The sequence below is a fragment of the Planococcus sp. APC 3900 genome (genome assembly GCF_030407735.1).
Lineage (GTDB): Bacteria > Bacillota > Bacilli > Bacillales_A > Planococcaceae > Planococcus > Planococcus notacanthi.
In genome coordinates this window covers 32,591-53,839 of record NZ_JASDCT010000004.1, presented here as the reverse complement: position 1 = coordinate 53,839, position 21,249 = coordinate 32,591, and the positions used below count along the sequence as shown (strand labels likewise).

The window sequence follows — 21,249 nt, the reverse complement described above, 5'->3', positions numbered from 1 at the left end:
AAAAAGTAGTTAATTTTAACGTCTAGTATTCCACAAAATGGGTCTTCATTTTATTTTCCTTACCAATAAAAGACGCCCAACCAGAGTTGGGCGTTCAGAGTTATTGCATCAATTATCTGCTACTTTGACCATGCCGTACGATGTGATGAGGTGCCACATATTTTGCGGGATATCCAAGGTGCCGACCATTTTTTGTGTGATGACCGGATGGATTTCCTGTTCTTTGCCTTGCTTCACTTTTTCGGTCCATTCCGGATCGATCAGTGCTTGGCGGCCGATCACGACGATATCCGCCCCTTCTTCCAATGCCGTCAATGCATCTTCAGGTGTTTTCACACTTCCGACTGCGACAAAAGCAATGCGGCCATTGATGTGGTTCGCGAGGATACGGACAATGCTGTCGCCTTGTTCAGCGCCTCTTGGTTTTTTCTTGAATTCCATCAGCGATACATGAAGATAATGGATGCCGCCTTGAATCAATTCTTCCACCAAAATTTTTGTTTCTTCTATAGTATAGCCAACTGTCGTTTCATTGTTTTCTTCCGGAGACAATCGGTAACCGACGATAAACTGTTCATCTGCATATTCAGCGACAATGTCTTTGACTTTTTTCAATACAGCCAACGGGAACTTCATGCGGTTTTCCAAACTGCCTCCCCATTGATCCTGGCGCAGGTTTGTAGCCGTAGAAATGAATTGCTGAAGCAAGTAAGTATTGGCACCATGGATTTCTACGCCGTCAAAGCCCGCTTCAATCGCTCTTCTAGTCGTTTCACCAAAATCAACGATGATCGCTTCGATTTCCGCTTCTGTCAATTCACGTGGTGCCGGCTTGCCTGATGCATTCGGCACTGAACTTGGCGCAACCGTTTCATTCGTCTTGATCAGCTCAGCCTGCCCTTGTCGTCCGCCATGCTGAATTTGCAGAATCGCTTTGCTGCCTTTTGATTTCATTTCTTTAGCCATTTGAGTTAAACGCGGAATTGCATTGTCTTCAAAACCGATAAACTGGTTCGGAAACGCGATGCCGTTTTCTGAAACGGCGATGCACGCAGATATGTACAGGCTTCCCAGTCCAGCGCGGCGGTTATAATAGGTTAGTTCCTGATCGGAGACGGTGCCGTCTTCATTTCCGGAATACGTCGTCATCGGGGCAACACCTAAGCGGTCGTCCAGTACGACGCCGTTCGGCAATGTAATTTCTTTAAATAATTCTGTATATAGTGGATTCATGAAACGTCCTCTTTTCTGCATATAGGTTCTCTTCCGAAAGGCTTCGGTATTTCAAAATAGCATACGGATTTTCAGGAATCAAGAATACACGCTCGGCCCCTTTTTCTGGTACATTATTTTTGACCAGCCCCAGTTCGAATGTTACGCTTTTCAACGAATTCGTAAATTAGGAGGAATTTTCCATGACAGCACAAACTCATAAAGAAATTCATTTGGTGAATCGCCCTGAAGGCATGCCGACCAACGATGATTTTAAATTTGTCGAAAAAAACGTTCCGGCACCGGGCGAAAACGAAGTCCTCTTGAAAACACTTTACTTATCAGTAGACCCTTATATGCGCGGCCGGATGCGAGACGTAAAATCGTATATCGCACCATTCGAATTAAATAAAGTATTGGTCGGCGGCGTTCTTGCCGAAGTGGTCGAGTCCAATTCGGATTTATTTAAAAAAGGCGACATCGTCAACAGTAACCTTAGCTGGGCTGAATACAATGTAGCAGCTCCAGAGAAATTGCAAAAAGTCGATCCATCTCAAGCACCGATTACGGCACGCCTCAGCGTTCTTGGATTGACCGGCCTTACAGCTTACTTCGGCTTGCTGGACATCGGCAAACCACAGGCTGGCGAAACGGTTGTCGTTTCAGGCGCGGCCGGTGCAGTCGGTTCGATTGTCGGACAAATCGCTAAAATCAAAGGCGCACGTGCAGTAGGCATCGCGGGATCTGATGACAAAGTCGATTACTTGGTCAATGAGCTCGGCTTTGACGCAGCCGTCAACTACAAGAAAGACAGCTTCGAAGAAGACTTGATCAACGCGCTTCCGGATGGCGTCGATGTTTACTTCGATAACGTCGGCGGCGACGTATCTGACGCGGTCATCAATCAGCTGAACAGAAATGCACGCGTTTCACTATGCGGTTCAATTTCGTCTTACAACTCGCCAGGCGAAGACGTCGGTCCGCGTATGCAATGGAAATTCATCAAGACCAGCTCCATGATGAAAGGCTTCACGCTCGGCGATTACGCGAAAGAGTTGCCGACAGGCGCCGCGGCACTTGCCGAATGGCTGCAGGAAGGCAAATTGAAATACGACGAAACGATTGTCGAAGGCTTTGAAAACACACCGGAAGCATTTTTTGGACTCTTCAAAGGCACCAACCTCGGCAAGCAATTGGTAAAAGTCGCTGACCCTGATTTTGCAAAGCTATAAAACTGTGGAAAGCCGCCTTTTCGGGCGGTTTTTTTCCATTTAATTGGCGATACTATCCGCATGGAGTGAAATACTTTCCAAAACGGCGCAAATACTTTCCATTTCGAATGAAATACTTTCCAAACTCACATAAATACTTTCCGAACACGAAAAAGCCGCGTCAGCTCACTCGCTGACGCGGTTTTTCTGTTTATGCGGATACACATTTTCCAGGACAACTATTTTCCACTCCCCAACGAGCAGATTTCCTTATAATTCCTTGAGGAACCGGAAAACTGAACGCGGAAGAAAGAAAATCACATCCAAGATACTAGTGAAAAAGTCTATTACATCAAAAATCCACCAGCGATCTTTTTTCTCCTTGCTTCTCGTTTTGATTGCCATCCATCATCCCCGCCTCTTCTGCTTTTTAATGTATACGCAGAAGCAGCAGAAATGGTTTCATTTTCCATTGAGATTAAATGCACCTGCCAATAAACGCAGCGTGTCCATGCGGTTATCCGCTCCGAAAATGTTCGGAATGATGGTGATTTCGTCTGTCTTATAGCGTTCTGCAATGGATTCGACCTGGGCTTTTACTTGTTCCGGTGTGCCGATCAGCATACGCTGCCGGTTGCGTGCCACTTTTTTCTGTTCACTGGCGCTGAAGCCGCGCTTTTTCGCCGTCTCAACGGACGGGTAATAAGGAGGCGGTGAATCGGATTCAACAAACAACAGCCATAGATCAAAAGCCGTCGCCAGCTCCTCGGCTTTTTCCAGCGTTTCAGCAACGACTGCAAAAACAGCGATGATTACTCTCGGTTCCTGAAGAAAGGGCGATGGCTGGAATTCTTCACGGTATGTGTCCACTACCTCCACGCCTTGCTGCGATGGCTTAGCGAAATGGGCATACGCATAGCCCATTCCTTGTTCAGCAGCAAGACGGGCGCTGCCCTGCCCGGTTCCAAGCAGCCACAATTCAGGCGCTGTCTCCACAATCGGCATGGCCTTCAACGATCGAAAGCGGTGCTCGCTGTTAATGTCATCACTAAAGTATTTCTGCAAATCCGTCAATTGCTGATCATAAGGCAGCCGTTTCGTTTTGCTTTCATTTAAAGCTTCATTGACAATCCGGTAGCTGCGGGAGCGGCCGATGTCAAGATCGATGCGGCCCGGATGCAGTGCTTCAAGCATCCGGAAATTCTCCGCAACTTTATAAGCGCTGTAATGCGGCAGCATAACGCCTCCCGAACCGATTCGGATGGTCTCAGTGGACGTCGCCAAATGCATCATCAGCATTTCAGGCGTACTGCCGGCAACCGACTCCACCTGGTGATGTTCAGCCACCCAAAAGCGCTTATAGCCGAGACGTTCGGCCAACTGAGCGAGTTCAGTCGTCTGTTTCAGGGCAGCCGCTGCGGTCCCGCCTTCGTCAATCGGCGAATAATCGAGGATATTCAATGAAATCATCTGTCTATCTCCCTTCGCAAGTCCTTAAATCTTAGCATGCCATTCCGATTCCTCTCCACTCACGTGCTCTGCAATAAATCATGAATCCATTTTGTGACACACTTCATAAAATAGCCGTTTGTTTCGAACCGCTTCAGTTCCTCTTTTTCAGGCATTCGATTAAACTGTAGATAGAAAAACAAAGAAAACGTTTACACCATTTCCATTCCATCAATGAACTTTAAGCTGCCCTTGCCTGCGGTCAACCTATCCATCCATGTGAACTTACTCAATTATGAAAGGCAGGAGCTTCCTCATGAAAAAGATCTCATTTTTAGGCTTATTGATTTTATTGCTGCTGGTACTTTCCGGGTGTTCAGCCTTCAATTCCGGCAGTGCAGCCACCGGTCAATCGGCAGATACAAGCACTTCCAAATTTCCGGACAATCCAAACACAGACCTCGAATTCGACACAGACAAACTGCAGGATATTTGGCTGGCCGGCGGCTGCTTCTGGGGAGTCGAAGCTTATATGGCACGGGTTTTCGGTGTCTATGACGTCACCTCGGGCTATGCAAACGGCAACACCGAAAATCCGAGCTATGAAGAAGTGATTCATGACAATACCGGACATGCCGAAACGGTCCACGTCCGATACGATCCCGAACGTGTGGACTTGGAGAAGTTGCTTGGCCATTACTTCATGATTATCGATCCGACGCTGCTGAACCAGCAAGGAAATGACCGTGGTGAGCAATACCGAACCGGCATTTATTATGAAAATGAAGCCGACCGTGCTGTCATCGACAAAGTAGTCGCTGCAGAGAAAGAACGCTATGACGACCCGATCGTCACTGAAGTCGAAGCGCTTGAGCATTATTATCTGGCAGAAGAATACCACCAGGATTACCTTGAAAAAAATCCGGATGGTTATTGCCACGTTGAGTTTGATACGTTGGAAGATCAGGAAATCGATGGAGATGCCCAGTCATTGATCGATCCGGCGCTTTATCCGAAACCAAGCGACGAAGAATTGAAAGCGAAATTGACGGACATCCAATATGAAGTGACACAGGAAGACGCGACCGAACCTTCTTTCTCCAATGAATACGATGGTTTCTACGAACCGGGCATTTATGTGGACATCACTACCGGAGAGCCCTTGTTCTCCTCTGCGGATAAATATGACTCCACAACCGGATGGCCGAGTTTCACTAAACCCATTGATCCAGCTGTCGTCACTGAGCACGAGGACGGCATGCTGTTCATGAAACGGACTGAAATCAGAAGCCGCGCCGGCGACAGCCACTTGGGGCACGTTTTCAATGACGGACCCAAAGACAAAGGTGGACTTCGCTATTGCATGAACAGCGCCGCCCTGCTGTTTATCCCAGAAGCGGAAATGGAAGCAGAAGGCTACGGCTTTTTGCTGGATAAAGTTAATTGATCTATCTGCCCGAAAAGACATTCAGCATCAAGCTGAGTGTCTTTTTTTAAACAAAATTAAAAGCAGAAGCAAGGAAAATTTAATTTCCTGCTTCTGCTTATTATTTTGTTTACGTATTGTCCAGCTACACGGCTACTTCCGCTTTTCTTCTTGTCCAGCTACAGCGCCCAGCTCTTTGGGTCATAAGCCAACCCAGCGCCGTGGCAAAGAGCGCCACTTTGCCGGTCTGCCTTATGCCCGGCAGAGCTACACGGCCGTTTCCGCTTTTCTTCATTGATCCACAATAAAATACCTTGCATCAGGATGGGCAAAAACGATTGCCGATACGGAAGCTTCGGGATCCATCATGTATTCTTCTGTCAGATGGACGCCGATGTCCTCGGGTTTGATGAGGTTGAACAGTTTTGCCTGGTCTTCCAGGTTCGGACAAGCCGGGTAGCCGAAGGAGAATCGCTGTCCTTGGTATTTCGCGGCAAAGCGTTCGCGCATCGAGAAATCCGTTGCGTCGGGGAAGCCCCATTGGTCGCGGATTTCCTGATGGATGCGTTCGGCAAAGCCTTCTGCCAATTCCAGCGCAGTTGCTTGAAGTGCATGGCTTTCCAGGAACTTGCCTTGTTCTTTCAAACGTGTTGCTTCGTCACGGACACCGAATCCTGCAGTCACTTGCATAAAGGCCACATAATCCATTACCCCGCTGTCGACCGATTTCAAATAATCGGCCAGGCATAGGAATGGCGGAGCCGATTGGCGCGGGAACGTAAAGCGTTCGATTTCCGTTTTGGCGTCTTTCGGGTCGTAGATGACGACATCGTCGCCGTCACTTTGAGCCGGGAAAAATTGATAAAGTCCAGATGGCTTCAATAAGCCGGAGCCCAAGAAATTCGTAGCCAGTTCATGCAGCTGAACCGCACGCGGATCCCCATTTGCCAGGGTTTTATCATTATAGCCTTTCAGCCCAAGATGATGGCCGATCAAGGTGCGCATGTTGACGTAAGGATACAGGTGCGCCACTGAATATTCCTTCAGCACATGGCGCCGTAAATCATTCGGTACGTAAACCGGTACGTCTTCACGAACCGTCTTGACCGGCTTTTCAGCAACAGCAACAGCCGGCTTGGCTGCGCGCGCTGCTTCAGAAGCTTGGCGCTTTTCCTGTTGGGCATCCAATTCCAGCAGCAATTCCTCTTTTCCGGCTCCACTTTGAAGACGGTTGGCGAGATCCAGCCCTTGCATCGCGTCTTTTGCGTAAATGACCGGTCCATCGTATTCCGCTGAAATCTTGGTTTCCGTAAAGCGTCTCGACAAAGCCGCGCCGCCTACCAGAATCGGCACATCGATGCCCGCTTCCTTGAAATCCTGGGCGGTGATGACCATCTGTTTTGCAGACTTGACCAGCAAGCCAGACAAGCCGATCATGTCCGGCTTTTCTTTGCGGATCACTTCAATCAAAGTCGCCGGCGACACTTTAATGCCGACATCGATTACTTTAAAGCCATTATTGCTCAAAATGATTTCGACCAGGTTTTTGCCGATGTCGTGGACATCGCCTTTTACGGTAGCCAGAACGATTTTTCCTTTTCCGGAATCGTCTTCTTTCTTCTCCATGAACTGTTCAAGGAATGAAACCGCGGCTTTCATGACGCCGGCACTTTGCAGCACTTCGGCGACAATCAATTGATTGTCATTGAACAGCCGGCCAACTTCAGCCATTCCTTTCATCAAAGGTCCATTGATAACATCCAGCGGTTCATCGTACATCTCCAGGGCTTTTTCCAAGTCTGGAATCAACCCTTCTTTTGTGCCTTCGATAATGTAATAAGCCAAACGGTCAGGCACCGTTTTCGGGATATCGTCTTCGGTCTTTTCTTTTTTCTTATCGCGGTAGAAAGCGGTGAATTCAGCTAAAGTTTCATCAGTTGTCGTAAACAGCAATTCATTGGCCATATCGATTTCCTGCTTCGGAATCGATGCATAACGCTCCAGTTTCTCTGTATTGACGATGGCGTAATCCAATCCAGCCTGCGTACAGTGGTATAGATAAACCGCATTCAGCACTTCACGGCCAACCGGCGGCAAACCGAAAGATACATTGCTGACGCCAAGAATGGTCAAAGCTCGCGGCATTTTTTCCTTGATCAGGCGAATGCCTTCAATGGTTTCTACTGCAGAGCCGATGTATTGCTGATCTCCTGTACCGACCGGGAAGACCAGTGGATCGAAAATGATATCTTCCGGTGCCAGACCCCATTTATTGACCAGCAGATCATAAGACCGTTCGGCAATTTCCAGTTTGCGCTCACGTGTAACGGCCATTCCCGGCTCGTCGATCGTTCCGACAACAACTGCTGCCCCATATTTTTTCACCAGCGGCATCACTGCGTCAAAACGCTCTTCCCCATCTTCCAGGTTGATCGAGTTGATGATTGCTTTGCCTTGTGAATATTTCAGCGCCACTTCAATGACTTCTTCATCCGTGGAATCAATCACCAATGGCACTTTGACTTTCTTGACGACTTCTTTCATGAAGTTGGTCATGTCTTCCACTTCGTCCCGGTCCGGGTTCGCCAGGCAGATATCGATGACATGTGCACCATTCTTGACTTGTGCACGGGCGATTTCTGCAGCTTCTTCAAACTGCCCATCGATAATCAAGCGCTTGAATTTGCGGGAACCGATGACATTTGTGCGTTCCCCGATAAACAGCGGACGCATGGTTTCATCGTATTGCAGTGGTTCAATCCCAGACACTACGTGGCCATGGTCAACCGGATCCGGCTTTCTTGGTGCCAGCCCCTCCATTGCTTCACGGACTGCTTTGATATGTGCAGGCGTCGTCCCACAACAGCCGCCTACGACATTCAGCCAGCCTTTATCGGCAAAGCCGCGCAATTTTTTCGCCAGTGATTCCGGCGTTTCATGGTAATGGCCATCTTCATCGGGCAGGCCGGCGTTCGGGTAACAGCTGACATAGCCGTCCGACAACTCCGATAGTGAACGGATATGGTCCGTCATGAATTCCGGTCCTGTTGCACAGTTCAAGCCGACCGACAAAGGTTTGACGTGTTCGATCGAGATGTAAAACGCTTCGATGCTTTGTCCGGCAAGTGTGGTGCCCATTGGTTCGATGGTTCCGGACACCATAATCGGCAATTCGATTCCGGTTTCTTCAAAAGCTTGCTTGATGCCGATGGTCGCCGCTTTAACATTCAGCATGTCCTGGCTCGTCTCCAGCAAGATCAAATCCGCTCCGCCTTCAATCAAAGCCTTGGCTTGCACATAAAAGTTTTCCAGCATTTCATCGAATGTCGCGCCGCCCGTCACCGACAATGTTTTTGTCGTCGGTCCAATAGCGCCGGCCACAAAACGCGGCCATTCCGGCGTCGAAAAAGCAGCAGCCGCCTTTTTGGCGATTTCCACTCCACGCCGGTTGATTTCCGCTGCCTGATCGCCGATTCCATACTCATCCAACACAATCGGCGTTCCGCCGAATGTATTGGTGCAAAGAATATCAGCTCCCGCTTTCAGATAGGCCGCATGAATTTCTTCAATGACCTCCGGACGGACAATATTCAAATATTCGTTGCAGCCGTCGAATTCATCACCACCAAAATCTTCAGGGGAAAGATCCGCATTCTGGATCATCGTTCCCATAGCTCCATCGATGATCAATATTCTTTTTTCGAGTTGTTGTTCAATAAGATGTTTGGACATGTATAGGATCGCTCTCTTTCTGTTGATCTAGTTGTCTGATGTAATGGATCAATTCCACGGTCATATCGTAACGGACAAACGGTGTGATCAGGTAGATGCCATGGAACAGTTCGGCTGCTGTATCGATCAATTCTTTCGCAATCTGGATGCCTTCTTCCGTCGCGCGGCCTTTGTCTTCGCCGCAGGCACGCATACGTTCAAGCGCATCTTCCGACAGTTTGATTCCCGGCACTTCATTGTGCAGGAATTCGGCACTGCGGATGCTCGTCAACGGCATAACTCCGATAAAAATCGGTGTTTCCAGGTGTTTGGTCGCTTCGTGGATTTCGATGATTTTCTCTTTTGTGTAAACCGGCTGCGAAATGAAATAATCTGCACCGCTTTCGATTTTTTTCTCCAGTCTCGCTACGGCCCGGTCCAGCACACGGACATTCGGGTTGAATGCCGCAGCGACTGAAAAGTTGGCTTTTTTCCGCAAAGGCTTGCCGGAAAATGAAATCCCTTCATTGAGCTTTTTGATCAATTGGATCAATTCCATGCTCGAGACGTCATAGACGCTGGTTGCTCCCGGGAAATCGCCGACTTTGGTCGGATCTCCTGTTACGGCGAGTATATCATGGATTCCGAGCGCATCGAGCCCCATCAAATGCGATTGCAGACCGATCAGGTTGCGGTCACGGCAAGTAATGTGGGCAAGCGCCCGAATGTCTTGCTTGTGTTTGAGGATGGAGCCCATCGCCATATTGCTGATGCGCGGCGATGCCAAAGAATTGTCCGCCATGGTTACGGCATCCACTCCGGCCTCGTTCAAAGCGGCAGAGCCTTCCAGGAATTTAGTGGTATCCAAATGGCGCGGTGTGTCCAGTTCCACAATGATGGTCCGTTCCGTTTTGGCTTTTTCATGAAGCGGTTTGACTGCCAATGCTTCCGCTTCACGGATGACAATCGGTTTTCTTTTCGTGACTTCTTTATGGACAATCGGCGGCAAATGGTTCAGGTGCTTTTTCACCGCTTCAATGTGCTTCGGCGTCGTGCCGCAGCAGCCTCCAATTAAACGGACCCCTTCTTCTCTCAATAACAAAGCGGCACGCCCAAAATAATCCGCTTCCGATTCATAGACGATCCGACCATCCTCCACATCCAGCAGGCTGGCGTTCGGGTAAGCCGATAAAAACGCTTTTTCAGGCAATGTGACTTCTTCAAAGGCCTGAATGGTATGGTGCGGGCCAAGACGGCAGTTGACGCCGACAATATCCGCTCCCAGACTTTCCAGTTGATGAAGAGCTTCGTTCAGCGACATTCCATTTTGCAGAATCCCCGGGTCGTGCATGGATACTTGCGCAATCAACGGCGTATCCGTCATCCCTTTCAGGTGCTTGACCGTTTCTGCGAGTTCTTCGAAATCGTAATAGGTTTCCAGCAATAGGCCGTCGGGATTTCCCGCCAACAAGTGGCTTGCCTGCTGGTCCACCATCGCAATGATTTCCTGCAGGGTGGCATCGCTTTTCCGGATTCCGCGGATTCCGCCGATGGTTCCGAAAACGAATTGGCCGCCCGGCGCTGCTGCACGTTTGGCGATGTCGATCGCGGCTTTATTGATGCCAGCGACTTGCTCTTCCAAACCGTAGCGTGCCAGCTTCGCTGCATTCGCTCCGTATGTGTTGGTCTGGATAATATCCGCGCCGGCTTTGATGTAATCCAAATGGATTTTCTCAATCACTTCCGGGCGCTGCAGATTCAATTCCTCATTGCAATACTCGATGCCGTATGAATACAGCAATGTTCCCATGGCACCATCCGCCGTCAAAATCCTGGTCTTTAATTCGTCTAATAATCCCACTCTTCTCAACCTCCTATATATACAAAAAAAGCCTTCATGAAAAAGAAGGCTTTACGATATCAAACTCGTTCCTTTTCATCTGCCAGACAATTTCTTGCCTGCTGGATTTAGCACCTGACCTTTCGGCTGGTTGCTGAAGCATCATAGGGCCAGTCCCTCAACTTCTCTCGATAAGAATTCACTATTCAGTTTTAAGTATTCTAAATATGGTACCTGTATCTGAAGAGCAGGTCAAGGCAATCTGTCAAAAAACAATGAAATTTCTGTGATTTTTTTCACAATGTATACATTTAATGTATAAAACAGCTTAATGCGTTCAACTAACCGTTGAAAATGGACCAGGAAAAGGAGTTAAGTTCTATAAATATGATTGGAAGAAATCAAGAATGCCTACTGATCCTGTCTGCAGTCCATCACTTAAAAGCATCATTTCATGAAAATTGTCCATTGATAGAATTGAATCGTATGTCATGTACATCAAATCGATACCAAGTAAACGGCCTTTCTTCCAGCATCCAGCTGATTTCCATCTTCACTGGAACGGTCAGTCCCCCCACTTTCCGCTGCTTTTTAACAGTGCCCACGCACAGCAGGGAACGGGCGTCTTCTCCACTGTCTTTGTAGCGCCAGGCTTCCACTTTCAGCAATTCGTTTTGTTCATTGAAAAAATAAGTGACAGAACCTTTAAGGCCTTCAAAATTCATGGTCGCTGTTGCGGAGTGTGCGTCCACCTCCTACCAGGAAATGAAGGGACTGAGGACAGCCGAAGGATACCAGGCGAGTTCCATCAGGTAGCGCTGGAGTGCCGATTCATTGGTCTTTTCATCATCAACTGTTTTGGAAATCGGAATGATGCCTGCAAGCTTGATGTGCATACTTGCCTTCCCTTCCAGGAAATTGTCTTTTCCTGTCACAACTACGCCTTTGCCCATTTTCAGCTTCACGATCCATCGGAAAGCAGGTGGATCCGTATAGCTGATTTGCTCTGCTTCGGATACGGTCCACTGCTTCTGTTCTGGTTTCAGTTTCATTACCCCGATTGCTTAAGACTCACCAAATTGATTTGTTCATGGCCAATAGCCCCAATTTCGGATAACCACCCTTTTATACAGGTTGGCAGTGAGCTAATCATATCTGCTGTCAGTTTGTTGGAAATTGCCCGACCTGTTTTCTTTCCAGCTTTTTCTTTATTCTCCATCACTCTCCCTCCTTTTACTTGCTATACCTGTTTATTGAATGCATAAAGCATTTTATTATCAAATTTTATACGAAAGGTCAAAAAAAGAGTATTTTATAGCAAAGTGATATATATCAACTTGATATAGGGAGGCGTATAAATGGCTAGAGAAAATCATTCGCAATATGCCATTCTTGGTCTATTGACAACAGACTGCCGCACAGGCTATTCGATCAAGCAAATGATTGATACAAGCCTGAACCATTTTTGGAAAATCAGTTATGAATTCGGCTTAGCCAAAGCACTTGGAAAGAAAGCCATCACTCCCGCCCTTTCATCTGCCCGCCAACGCCTTAATAAGCAAGAACAATCCTCATAAGTTCAAAAGCAAAAGGCCTGTCTGAAGATTTCAGACAGCCCCAGCTTGTAGACAAAAGAATATTTATGTCGCTCAAAGGGTGAATATGCAATTTGTTGTCTTTCTATTGGATCCTGCACTCCAGGTGGACGCTTTCCTGCGGGCTTGCGACGAAGCTAGCGAAGCGATGCAGGAGCATATCTTTGCCCTTCGCCGCCTTGCGTTACGGATTTTTGTATGAAGGAGTTACTAAGTTTATTGGGACGATGACGATGGTTTCCGGATTCTGACTAGCAGGCTATTTCCTTTGATTGAAGCTACACGCCCCCGATCGGGCTGGCCACGGAGACTCCTGTGGGACAGCGAAAGCTGAAGACCCCGCAGGAACGCAGTGACGAGGAGGCTGAAGCTGAGCCCACGGAACGCGAAGTGGCCGGACCGGTTGGGGTATGCACCGCTATTCATTTTTGAAAGACTTTGTCTATAGTCTAGGCCTGTCTGAAGATTTCAGACAGGCCTTTTGCTTGGGTTATTCAGTACGGTTTCACTCTCCATTAAAAAAGGCTTTGCAGTTCCTTCACTGGCCGGACGTCCGGCTGCCCTTCGTAACTGGTAAATTCGATTTCACCGATGCGCATGCCGGCATTGTATTCGCCGATGATCGTATCCAGCAGAATAAATGAAGCCGAGACGAATTCATCTTCATTGTCTTCTGTAAATCCTTTGATGTACAAAATCAGGTTGACTTCATCGCTGTCTTTTTCGAAGGTACAGAAAATGTCTTCCCATGACAGTTCAATTTCACCATACTCGATGGAAACCTCTTCTTCCTGCGGCTGACGAAACGCCACGATCGTAAAGAGTGGCAAATCAGGGGCTTGGCCGACCAGATTGATCACAGCATCAAATGCTTCCACCATGCCATCAGCGCTGACGATGAATTCCCGTTTTCCGTCCACCAGCCCTTCACTGAGTTCAAAAGCCAGATGCCGATTTACTTTATGCAACTTCTTTTCCAATTGGTTAAAGAGCTTGTCTCTACCGGAATCGTCCAAATCAAAATAGGCTTCTTTATTATCTTCAAACCATTCCCAGAAAGCTGCTACCTTATCTTTTCTCTTCGGCAACCAATTCATCCTGCTATCCCCTTTGCAACCATCTACGTTCTTTTCTCTCTATCATAATCATTTTCACGCAAAAGCGATAGTTCTTTTTGTCTATGTACTAAAGACTATTGTTTAGCTGATTTTATTTCATAGATACGGAATTTCATCATGGAAATCAAGCCCAATACAGGACCGATGCTCAATACTGCAAACACCCACTCCCACCCGATAATGCTTTGCACAATTGGAATTAAATTGATTGAGAAAATGGTGATCAAAAACCCGATGCACATTTGGAATGTCAGAGCTGTCCCTAAATACGGAGCATCTGCAAATTCCGTTACCGCTGCTGAAAATTGGGCAGAATCGGAAATCACAGACATCCCCCAAATCACTGCGACCAGCAACGTCAGCCATAAAGCCTGTCCGAACGTGAAACCGATGATAACTGAACAGGCACCACTGACTCCGAGAGAAAGAACGGTCAGCCGCGACCTGCCTAACTTGTCTGCCACTAAACCTCCCAGTACACAGCCAACCGCTCCTGCAATTCCAATTGAGGCAAAAGACGAGAAAGCGATGGTTGCCGAACTGACTTGAGGCAAGGCACTTGCAAAGCTGGCAGCAATAAAAACAGGCAACCATGTCCACATCGCATACAATTCCCACATGTGGCCGAAATAGCCGTAGTTCGCCAGCATAACAGGTTTATTAAGCAAGACTTTTTTAATTAATTTAAAGGAGAATACCATACGTTGTGAAGAAGCTGGGGCGTCCTTCACAATCCAGTTCATAATAGCCGATGCAGCCAATGCCAGCAGCGAGCTTACAACGATGACCAGTTTCCAATCTACAGAGGAAAAAAAGATGCTGATAAAATGGGGGAGTGACGAGCCTAAGGTCAAAGCGGCAATCAAAATCCCGAGGGCTAACCCTCGTTTTGTCGGAAACCAAAGTGAGAGCAGTTTGACCGCGGTCGGATAAACACCGGCAAGTGACACCCCAGTCAATACACGCAATGCAATGCCAGTAAGAGCGCTGTCGGCAATCGGCAACAGTCCGTTGATCAGCGCTCCTGCCAATGCGGAAAGTGCAAAGACTTTCCGCGCATTAAAGCGATCTGCAATGCCGAAGTAGACGCTGAACAATGTGCCGATGATAAACCCGACTGGAACAGCTGCCGACAACCAGGCTTCCGTTCGTGTCGTGAGGCTCCACAGTTCTTTTAATTCTGGTCCTGTCACGCTCGCGCTGAACCATAGACTCAGCGCAAACAGCTCTGCCAGTGCGATCCAAAATAAAGCCTTCCATTTTTCCGCTGCCATATTAATCTTCCTTCCAAAAAACGCTCTGGCTTTCTTCTTTCCTTATCATAGAACAGCAAAAGCAAATAAGATAGGCGACAACTCCACAGCACCCTTTCATGAATGACGATTTCACCCAACTAAAAACCCTTCACCAGGTTTAAGGACTGATGAAGGGTTTCAGAATTCAGCTTGTTGTTAAGTTCTTTATTCCACTATCACTTGAAGTTCCAAGCACTGAGCTCACCAGCTGGAACTTCATCAGAGCTGATGTCTGTAGCCGGCTCATCAATCCACAGCTCGTTTTCAGTGGCAGCCACCACAACGGCGGCTGAAGCGTCGCCAACCACGTTGACAGATGTTCTGAACATATCAAGGATGCGGTCCACTCCGGCAACCAAAGCAATGCCTTCAAGCGGCAGACCGGCAGCACTCACTACCATCGCCAGCATAACCAGGCCAGCGCCCGGTACCCCAGCTGCACCGATGGAAGCTAATATGGTTGTAAAGATAACAATCAGCAATTGTGACAAGGTAAGCTCTACTCCAGAAACCTGGGCGATAAAAACGACAGCGATGCCTTGATAAATGGCTGCGCCATCCATATTCAGGGTTGCGCCAAGAGGCAGCACAAAACTGCTTATTTTTCTGGAAACCCCTAAGTTTTCCTGGGTATTCTTGAATGTTACAGGCAAGGTGCCCGAACTGCTGCACGTACTGAACGCAACGGCCGCAGCCGGAGCAATTCCTCGGAAGAATTTCAACGGACGGGTCTTCCCTAAAGTTTTGACCGCCAGTGAATAGACGACAGCTGCATGGAATAAGCAGGCAAGGGCCACCGCCAAAATCAATTTCGCCAAGGGCAGCAAGACGGATAACCCGTATTGGCCGACAACCGGTGCCACTAGCCCTAAAACACCGATTGGAGCGAATCGCATGATAATGCCTGTTATTTTATACATCACCTCTGCAAACCCTTCGAAGAAACGCCGGACGGGCGCAGCCGGTTTTCCGACCAACGTAATCGCCAGCCCAATAAAAACTGCGAAAAAGATAATCTGCAGAATGTTGCCTGAAGCAAGTGCTTCAAACGGATTTTCCGGAATGATATTCAGCAAAGTGGCGATGGCGCCGCCTGTTTCATTTACTTCCACCGTCGTATCCGGAATGCTGAGATCAAGCCCTTTGCCCGGTGAAATCAAATAAGCAAATCCCAAACCGATGACAACGGCAATCCCGGTGGTGGCCAAATAATACAAAATGGTTTTTATCCCGATTCTCCCGAGCTGTTTCGGGTCTCCTGTGCTGGCGATTCCGACTACCAAGGTCGCCAAAATCAAAGGTGCAATGATAAATTTGATCAGCCTTAAGAACAAATCGCCCAATGGTGCGACAACCTCAATTGCCGGACCAAACACAATTCCCAAAATGACTGCCACCGCAAAAGCGATTAAAATCTGTGCCAGCAAATTCCCTTTAATTTTCATGATTCGTTCACCCCTTCAACGTATCTGAATTTCTCCATCTTCCTTATGACTTCACAGTGATCGAATCACCGATTTCCAAAATGGGCACATCGATATTTACGGTATCCGGGTATTTGATGCCCGCTCCGGTGTTCAAAGCGACAACCGTTTCACCAGCTTTAATCCAGTTCTGTTTCCGCAATTCGCGGATGGCTACAAAAACAGCCGCGCCTTCAGGGCAGATGAAGGATCCTTCCAGACGGGCAATTTTCCCTTGTTCAGCAAGCATTTCCTGATCGTCCACTGCAATAGCGCAGCCCTTTGTTTTGTAGATGGCATCCAACACCAGGAAATCGCCCAGCGCTTTCGGCACATTGATGCCAAAAGCCTGTGTGCTGGAACTTGCCCAGAATTCGGATTCGTTCTTCCCTTCTTCCCAGGCTTTGACAATCGGCGCGCAACCCATCGCCTGAACAGCCACCAAGCGCGGCAGATTGCCCTCGATCCACCCCAGTTTCTTCAGTTCATTCAAGGCTTTATAGATGCCGATCAAGCCCACTCCCCCGCCAGTCGGGTAGAGAATGACGTCCGGCATTTCCCAGCCCATCTGTTCGGCAATTTCCAAACCCATCGTTTTCTTGCCTTCGATGCGGTATGGCTCTTTTAGCGTCGATACATCGTACAGGCCAAAGTCCTTTACAGCTTGTCCGACGATTTTTCCGGCATCGCTGATCAGTCCATTGACTAAATACAGATTCGCCCCGGACAAGGCCACTTCGTTGCGCGTGATTTTCGGTGCGTCCTGCGGCATGACGATGGTCGATTGGATGCCGGCTTTGGCGCCATAAAGGGCCCATGCAGCCCCCGCATTGCCGTTAGTCGGCATTGCGAATTCCTTGACGCCTACTTCCTTCGCCTTGGACACGCCGACAGCTGCGCCTCTTGCTTTAAACGTCCCTGTCGGCACCAATCCCTCGTCTTTCATATAGAGATTTTCCACATCCATGTCTTTTCCAAGGGCTGGCATCGCTATCAGCGGCGTCATGCCCTCGCCTTGCGACACCACGTTCGCTTCGTCTTCCACCGGCAGCATCTCATGGTATCTCCATAAAGTCGGCTGCCTTTTTTCTACCTCATCGCGTTTCAGATCCGCTTTCAGTTCGTCCCAATGGTAATCCACCAATAATGGCGAACCGCATGTGCATAATTGATGCTGTTGCTTCGTATCGTAAATGGCCTCGCATTTCGGGCAATAAAGATGGGATATGTAACTGTATTTCAATGTGAACACTCCTCTTTCATGGATTTTCCTGACAACAATAGCCCGGAAACTACCCCCGGGCTATCGATTGGACTTTATATGATTAGCTATGGAAATTAAGACCCGATGTGACCGTCGCTACATAACCGGTGCGAATAACGAAATCACCGAAATGTTCGTTTTCCTGGCGTTCTTTTGCAAATTGGAAAAAGATCGGTTTCAGCGTCGCTAAAATCTCTTCTTCTCCAATGTTTTCACGATACATTTTGTTCAGCCGGTCTCCTGCAAAACCCGCCCCTAAATACATATTGTATTTTCCGGGCGCTTTGCCGATAAAGCCAATTTCCCCAAGTGCAGGGCGTGAACAGCTATTCGGGCAGCCCGACATACGGATGATGATTTCTTCGTCACGCAGGCCAGCTTCGTCCAGCGTATCTTCGATTTTGCTGATCAGCACCGGCAAATACCGTTCCGCTTCTGCCATTGCTAAACCACAAGTCGGCAATGCCACACACGCCATCGAATTCTGGCGCAGCGCTGAATTTTCTTTGCCATCAGTCAGTCCGTATTTCTCGACCAAAGCATCGATTTTCGCTTTGTTTGTCGCTGTGACATTGCTGATGATCAAGTTCTGGTTGGCTGTCAGGCGGAATTCCCCTGTGTGGACATGGGCAATTTCACGGAGCCCTGTCATCAATGGGTAGCCGTCAAAGTCTTTAACACGGCCATTCTCGATGAATAGCGTCAAATGCCATTTGCCGTCGCTTTCAATCCAGCCATAACGGTCGCCGTTACGGTCGAACTGGAATGGACGCTCTTCTTCAATCTCCCAGCCGAGGCGCGTGTTCAGTTCATTTCTGATCCAATCAAGCCCCAATCTGTCGACAGTGTATTTGAAACGGGCATTTTTCCGGTCCGTTCGGTTTCCGTAATCACGCTGGATGGTCAGGATCTTCTCACCGACTTCATTGACTTTGTCCGGCGGGCAGAATCCGATGACGCGTGCCAATTGCGGGTACGTGTTCGTGTCGCCATGCGTCATGCCCATGCCGCCTCCGACCGTAACGTTGAAGCCTTGCAGCTTGCCGCCTTCCAAGATGGCAATAAACCCAAGATCCTGGGAGTAGATATCGACATCATTGGCAGGTGGAATCGCAAAACCGATTTTGAATTTCCGCGGCAAATAATAGCGCCCGTACATCGGCTCCACTTCTTCTGCTTCGTTGCTGTCGACAACTTTTTCTTCATCCAGCCAAATCTCGTGATAGGCTCTTGTTTTCGGAAGCAGGTGTTCACTTAATTCGCGGGAAATGTCATAAACTTCTCCGTGAACATCCGACTGATAGGGATTGGATGTCGACATGACATTCCGGTTGACATCTCCGCAAGCAGCAATCGTGTCCATCAGGGCATGGTTCATTTCCTGGATGGTGCTCTTCATATTCCATTTCAAAATGCCGTGCATCTGGAAAGTCTGGCGTGTCGTCAGCTTTAAAGTGCCATTGCCATGTGTGTTTGCCAGGTTGTCCATCGTCAGCCATTGATGCGGCGTTGCAACGCCTGCGGGCAGGCGGACACGGATCATGAATTGGTAGGCAGGCTCAAGTTTCTGCTGGGCACGTTCGTTGCGGATATCCCGATCATCCTGCATATAGCTGCCGTGGAATTTCAATAGTTTGGTGTCTTCATCCGGAATCGAAGCCGTCAAGCGCTCCGCAAAGCTTTCTTCAATATTGCCCCGCAAGTAGTTGGTTCGGTCTTTGATGACCTCCATTTCACTTGGAGTGCCTTCTATGTCAGTCAATTCTTTAATTTTCATGATAAGCTCCTTTCAATGTTGAGCGGGTCTGCTTAATAAACATCGCGCAAGTAACGTTTGTCGCTGCGCATGGAAGTCAAATACTCTTCCGCTTGCTCTGCACTCATATTGCCTTCCTGCTCCAGAATGGTCGCCAACGTAGCATGGACATCTTTGGCCATGTATTTTTCATCGCCGCAGACATAGACATTCGCTCCAGCTTCCAACCATTGATACACTTCCTGGCTCTTTTCCATCAAACGGTGCTGCACATAAATCTTTTCTGCCGTATCCCGGGAGAAGGCGACATCCATCTTCGTCAGGACGCCATCCTTCAACCATCTTTGCCATTCAGTCTGGTAAAGGAAATCGGTGACGAAATGCTGTTCACCGAAGAACAGCCATGCGTCTCCTTGTGCATCCGTTTCTTCCCGTTCTTCCATGAAAGCACGGTAAGGAGCGACTCCTGTTCCAGCACCGATCATGATGATCGGCGTCTCCGGATTTTCAGGCAAACGGAAACTATTATTGCTTTGGATGAACACTGGGAGCGTTGCGCCGGCTTCTGAACGTTCTGCACATTGCGTCGAGCAGACGCCCGTCCGTTTCCGTCCGTTCGCTTCGTAGCGCAATGCGCCTACGGTCAAATGAACTTCATCCGGATTCGCTTTTGCACTGCTGGCAATCGAATACAGGCGAACCGGTATTTTGCGCAGGATTTTAATGAATTCAGCAGCAGGCGCTTGCCATGGGCCGAAATCTTCCGTTAAATCGATCAGGTCTCTTCCATAAATGTAGGCCTGGAGCTGTTCTTTGTTTTCAGGTTCCAATAAATTGTTCAGCGCATCCCCTTGGGCAAAAGCTGCCGCTTTTTCAAGCAACGGCTTCGACAAGCTGGTGATTTCAAAAATCGTGATCAATGCATCCCGCAAGGAACTCGTATCGCCTTGCTTGTTGATCGATACCGAATCATTTGGATTCCATCCTGCCGCTGCAATCAGTTGGTCAACCAATTTATCTTCGTTTTCAGGAACGATCCCTAAGCTGTCTCCCGGTTCGTATTGCAGGCCGGAGCCTTCCAAGTCGAGTTCCAGGTGGCGCGTTTCCTTATTTGACCCACGGCCATTCAAATTGATATTTTCCAGAACTTCCGCGTTGAATGGATTGCTGCGGGAATAGGCAGGCTTGCTGGCAGCTGGAATTTCTTGAGCAGCCGAAGCAGCTCCCGGACCAGGACGATCTGTTTCTTTGTCTTTGTTCAAGATGCTGAAGACGCCGTCGAACCATTCCTCTGCCGGTTCTTCAAAATCCAAATCGGCGTCTACACGCGGATGAATGCGTTTGGCGCCCAATTCCTCCAGACGCTTATCGAAATCCTTCCCGGTCTGGCAAAAGAATTCGTAGGAGCTGTCCCCCAATGACAACACCGAGAACCGGACATCATCAAGCTTCGGAGCACGTTTGCTGTGCAGGAAGTCATAAAGAGCAATGGCGTTATCCGGCGGATGGCCGTCTCCGTGCGTACTGGTGATGACCAATAAATCTTCGACTTTTTTCAAGTCTTTCGGTTTAAACTCATCCATTGGCGTAAGCTTCACTTGATAGTCTTTGTCCTGCAGTTTTTTCGAAACCTCTTTGGCAACCGATTGACAGTTGCCGGTATGGGAGCCGACCAGAATGGTGATTTCACGCGTGGCAACCGGTGCACCGCCTTGCTGTGCATACCATTCCAATCCGGGTTGTTCCTGCACCGCTACTGTGGCGGCTGATTGTGTGCCGGCCAAATAGCCGTTCAGCCAAATTTTCTGATTGTCGGTCAGCATCGGCAATAAGCGATTGATAAGCTCGACCTGTTCCTGATCGAATGGGCTGTTCATTGTCTGCAATTGCAAATTGTTTCACCTCGAAA

Annotated in this window: 13 protein-coding genes, 2 pseudogenes and 1 riboswitch; of the genes and pseudogenes, 3 read left to right on the top strand and 12 right to left on the bottom strand. The window is 48.4% G+C overall.

The annotated features are described in order from the left end of the window. Positions 1 to 108: 108 nt before the first annotated feature. On the bottom strand, positions 109 to 1,233 hold the full coding sequence (locus tag QMA04_RS09345; RefSeq protein ID WP_290185343.1) for an NADH-dependent flavin oxidoreductase: 1,125 nt from the start codon (positions 1,231 to 1,233) through the stop codon (positions 109 to 111). 182 nt (positions 1,234 to 1,415) lie between these two features. Between QMA04_RS09345 and QMA04_RS09340 the strand changes: the two genes are divergently transcribed. Next, positions 1,416 to 2,444, top strand: a complete 1,029-nt coding sequence (locus QMA04_RS09340; protein ID WP_191716401.1) for an NADP-dependent oxidoreductase — start codon at positions 1,416 to 1,418, stop codon at positions 2,442 to 2,444. Between the two features lie 441 nt (positions 2,445 to 2,885). Here the strand turns inward: QMA04_RS09340 and QMA04_RS09335 are convergent, their stop codons facing one another. Then, positions 2,886 to 3,893 (bottom strand): LLM class flavin-dependent oxidoreductase, encoded by a 1,008-nt coding sequence (locus QMA04_RS09335; RefSeq protein ID WP_290185342.1) that lies wholly within the window; start codon positions 3,891 to 3,893, stop codon positions 2,886 to 2,888. A gap of 295 nt (positions 3,894 to 4,188) precedes the next feature. Between QMA04_RS09335 and msrB the strand changes: the two genes are divergently transcribed. Further along, on the top strand, positions 4,189 to 5,319 hold the full coding sequence (gene msrB, locus QMA04_RS09330; protein WP_290185339.1) for a peptide-methionine (R)-S-oxide reductase MsrB: 1,131 nt from the start codon (positions 4,189 to 4,191) through the stop codon (positions 5,317 to 5,319). A gap of 270 nt (positions 5,320 to 5,589) precedes the next feature. Here the strand turns inward: msrB and metH are convergent, their stop codons facing one another. The 4 genes and pseudogenes from metH to QMA04_RS09305 form a co-directional block, all read right to left on the bottom strand. After that, positions 5,590 to 9,030 carry a methionine synthase gene (metH, locus tag QMA04_RS09325; RefSeq protein ID WP_290185338.1) on the bottom strand — a complete coding sequence of 1,147 codons (3,441 nt, stop codon included), beginning with the start codon at positions 9,028 to 9,030 and terminating at the stop codon, positions 5,590 to 5,592. Next, positions 9,011 to 10,870, bottom strand: coding sequence for a bifunctional homocysteine S-methyltransferase/methylenetetrahydrofolate reductase (locus QMA04_RS09320; RefSeq protein ID WP_290185336.1), 1,860 nt, complete (start codon positions 10,868 to 10,870; stop codon positions 9,011 to 9,013). Before QMA04_RS09320 ends, metH begins: the two co-directional genes overlap by 20 nt. A 72-nt stretch (positions 10,871 to 10,942) precedes the next feature. After that, positions 10,943 to 11,047: riboswitch (SAM riboswitch) on the bottom strand. A gap of 254 nt (positions 11,048 to 11,301) precedes the next feature. Next, positions 11,302 to 11,901, bottom strand: a pseudogene (locus QMA04_RS18220) (DUF6920 family protein). Beyond that, positions 11,901 to 12,068: a hypothetical protein gene (locus QMA04_RS09305; protein ID WP_290185330.1), complete on the bottom strand. Its 168-nt coding sequence runs from the start codon at positions 12,066 to 12,068 to the stop codon at positions 11,901 to 11,903. The pseudogene QMA04_RS18220 and the gene QMA04_RS09305 overlap by 1 nt, the downstream one beginning before the upstream one ends. 139 nt (positions 12,069 to 12,207) lie before the next feature. On the opposite strand from QMA04_RS09305, the pseudogene QMA04_RS09300 reads away from it, so the two are divergent. Then, positions 12,208 to 12,330, top strand: a pseudogene (locus QMA04_RS09300) (PadR family transcriptional regulator); the annotation flags it as partial. A gap of 629 nt (positions 12,331 to 12,959) precedes the next feature. Here the strand turns inward: QMA04_RS09300 and QMA04_RS09295 are convergent. The 6 genes from QMA04_RS09295 to QMA04_RS09270 form a co-directional block, all read right to left on the bottom strand. Next, on the bottom strand, positions 12,960 to 13,541 hold the full coding sequence (locus tag QMA04_RS09295) for a hypothetical protein (RefSeq protein ID WP_290185328.1): 582 nt from the start codon (positions 13,539 to 13,541) through the stop codon (positions 12,960 to 12,962). Between the two features lie 95 nt (positions 13,542 to 13,636). Then, positions 13,637 to 14,836 (bottom strand): MFS transporter, encoded by a 1,200-nt coding sequence (locus tag QMA04_RS09290; protein ID WP_290185326.1) that lies wholly within the window; start codon positions 14,834 to 14,836, stop codon positions 13,637 to 13,639. A gap of 197 nt (positions 14,837 to 15,033) precedes the next feature. Next, positions 15,034 to 16,302, bottom strand: coding sequence for a dicarboxylate/amino acid:cation symporter (locus QMA04_RS09285; RefSeq protein WP_290185324.1), 1,269 nt, complete (start codon positions 16,300 to 16,302; stop codon positions 15,034 to 15,036). Positions 16,303 to 16,345: 43 nt separating this feature from the next. Next, entirely contained in the window at positions 16,346 to 17,563 is a 1,218-nt protein-coding gene (locus tag QMA04_RS09280) for a threonine synthase (protein WP_290185322.1), read from the bottom strand. A gap of 82 nt (positions 17,564 to 17,645) precedes the next feature. After that, a complete protein-coding gene (cysI, locus tag QMA04_RS09275) occupies positions 17,646 to 19,361 on the bottom strand; it encodes an assimilatory sulfite reductase (NADPH) hemoprotein subunit (RefSeq protein ID WP_290185319.1) in 1,716 nt (571 codons plus the stop codon). A gap of 32 nt (positions 19,362 to 19,393) precedes the next feature. Then, positions 19,394 to 21,232 (bottom strand): assimilatory sulfite reductase (NADPH) flavoprotein subunit, encoded by a 1,839-nt coding sequence (locus QMA04_RS09270; RefSeq protein WP_290185317.1) that lies wholly within the window; start codon positions 21,230 to 21,232, stop codon positions 19,394 to 19,396. Between the last annotated feature and the right edge of the window lie 17 nt (positions 21,233 to 21,249).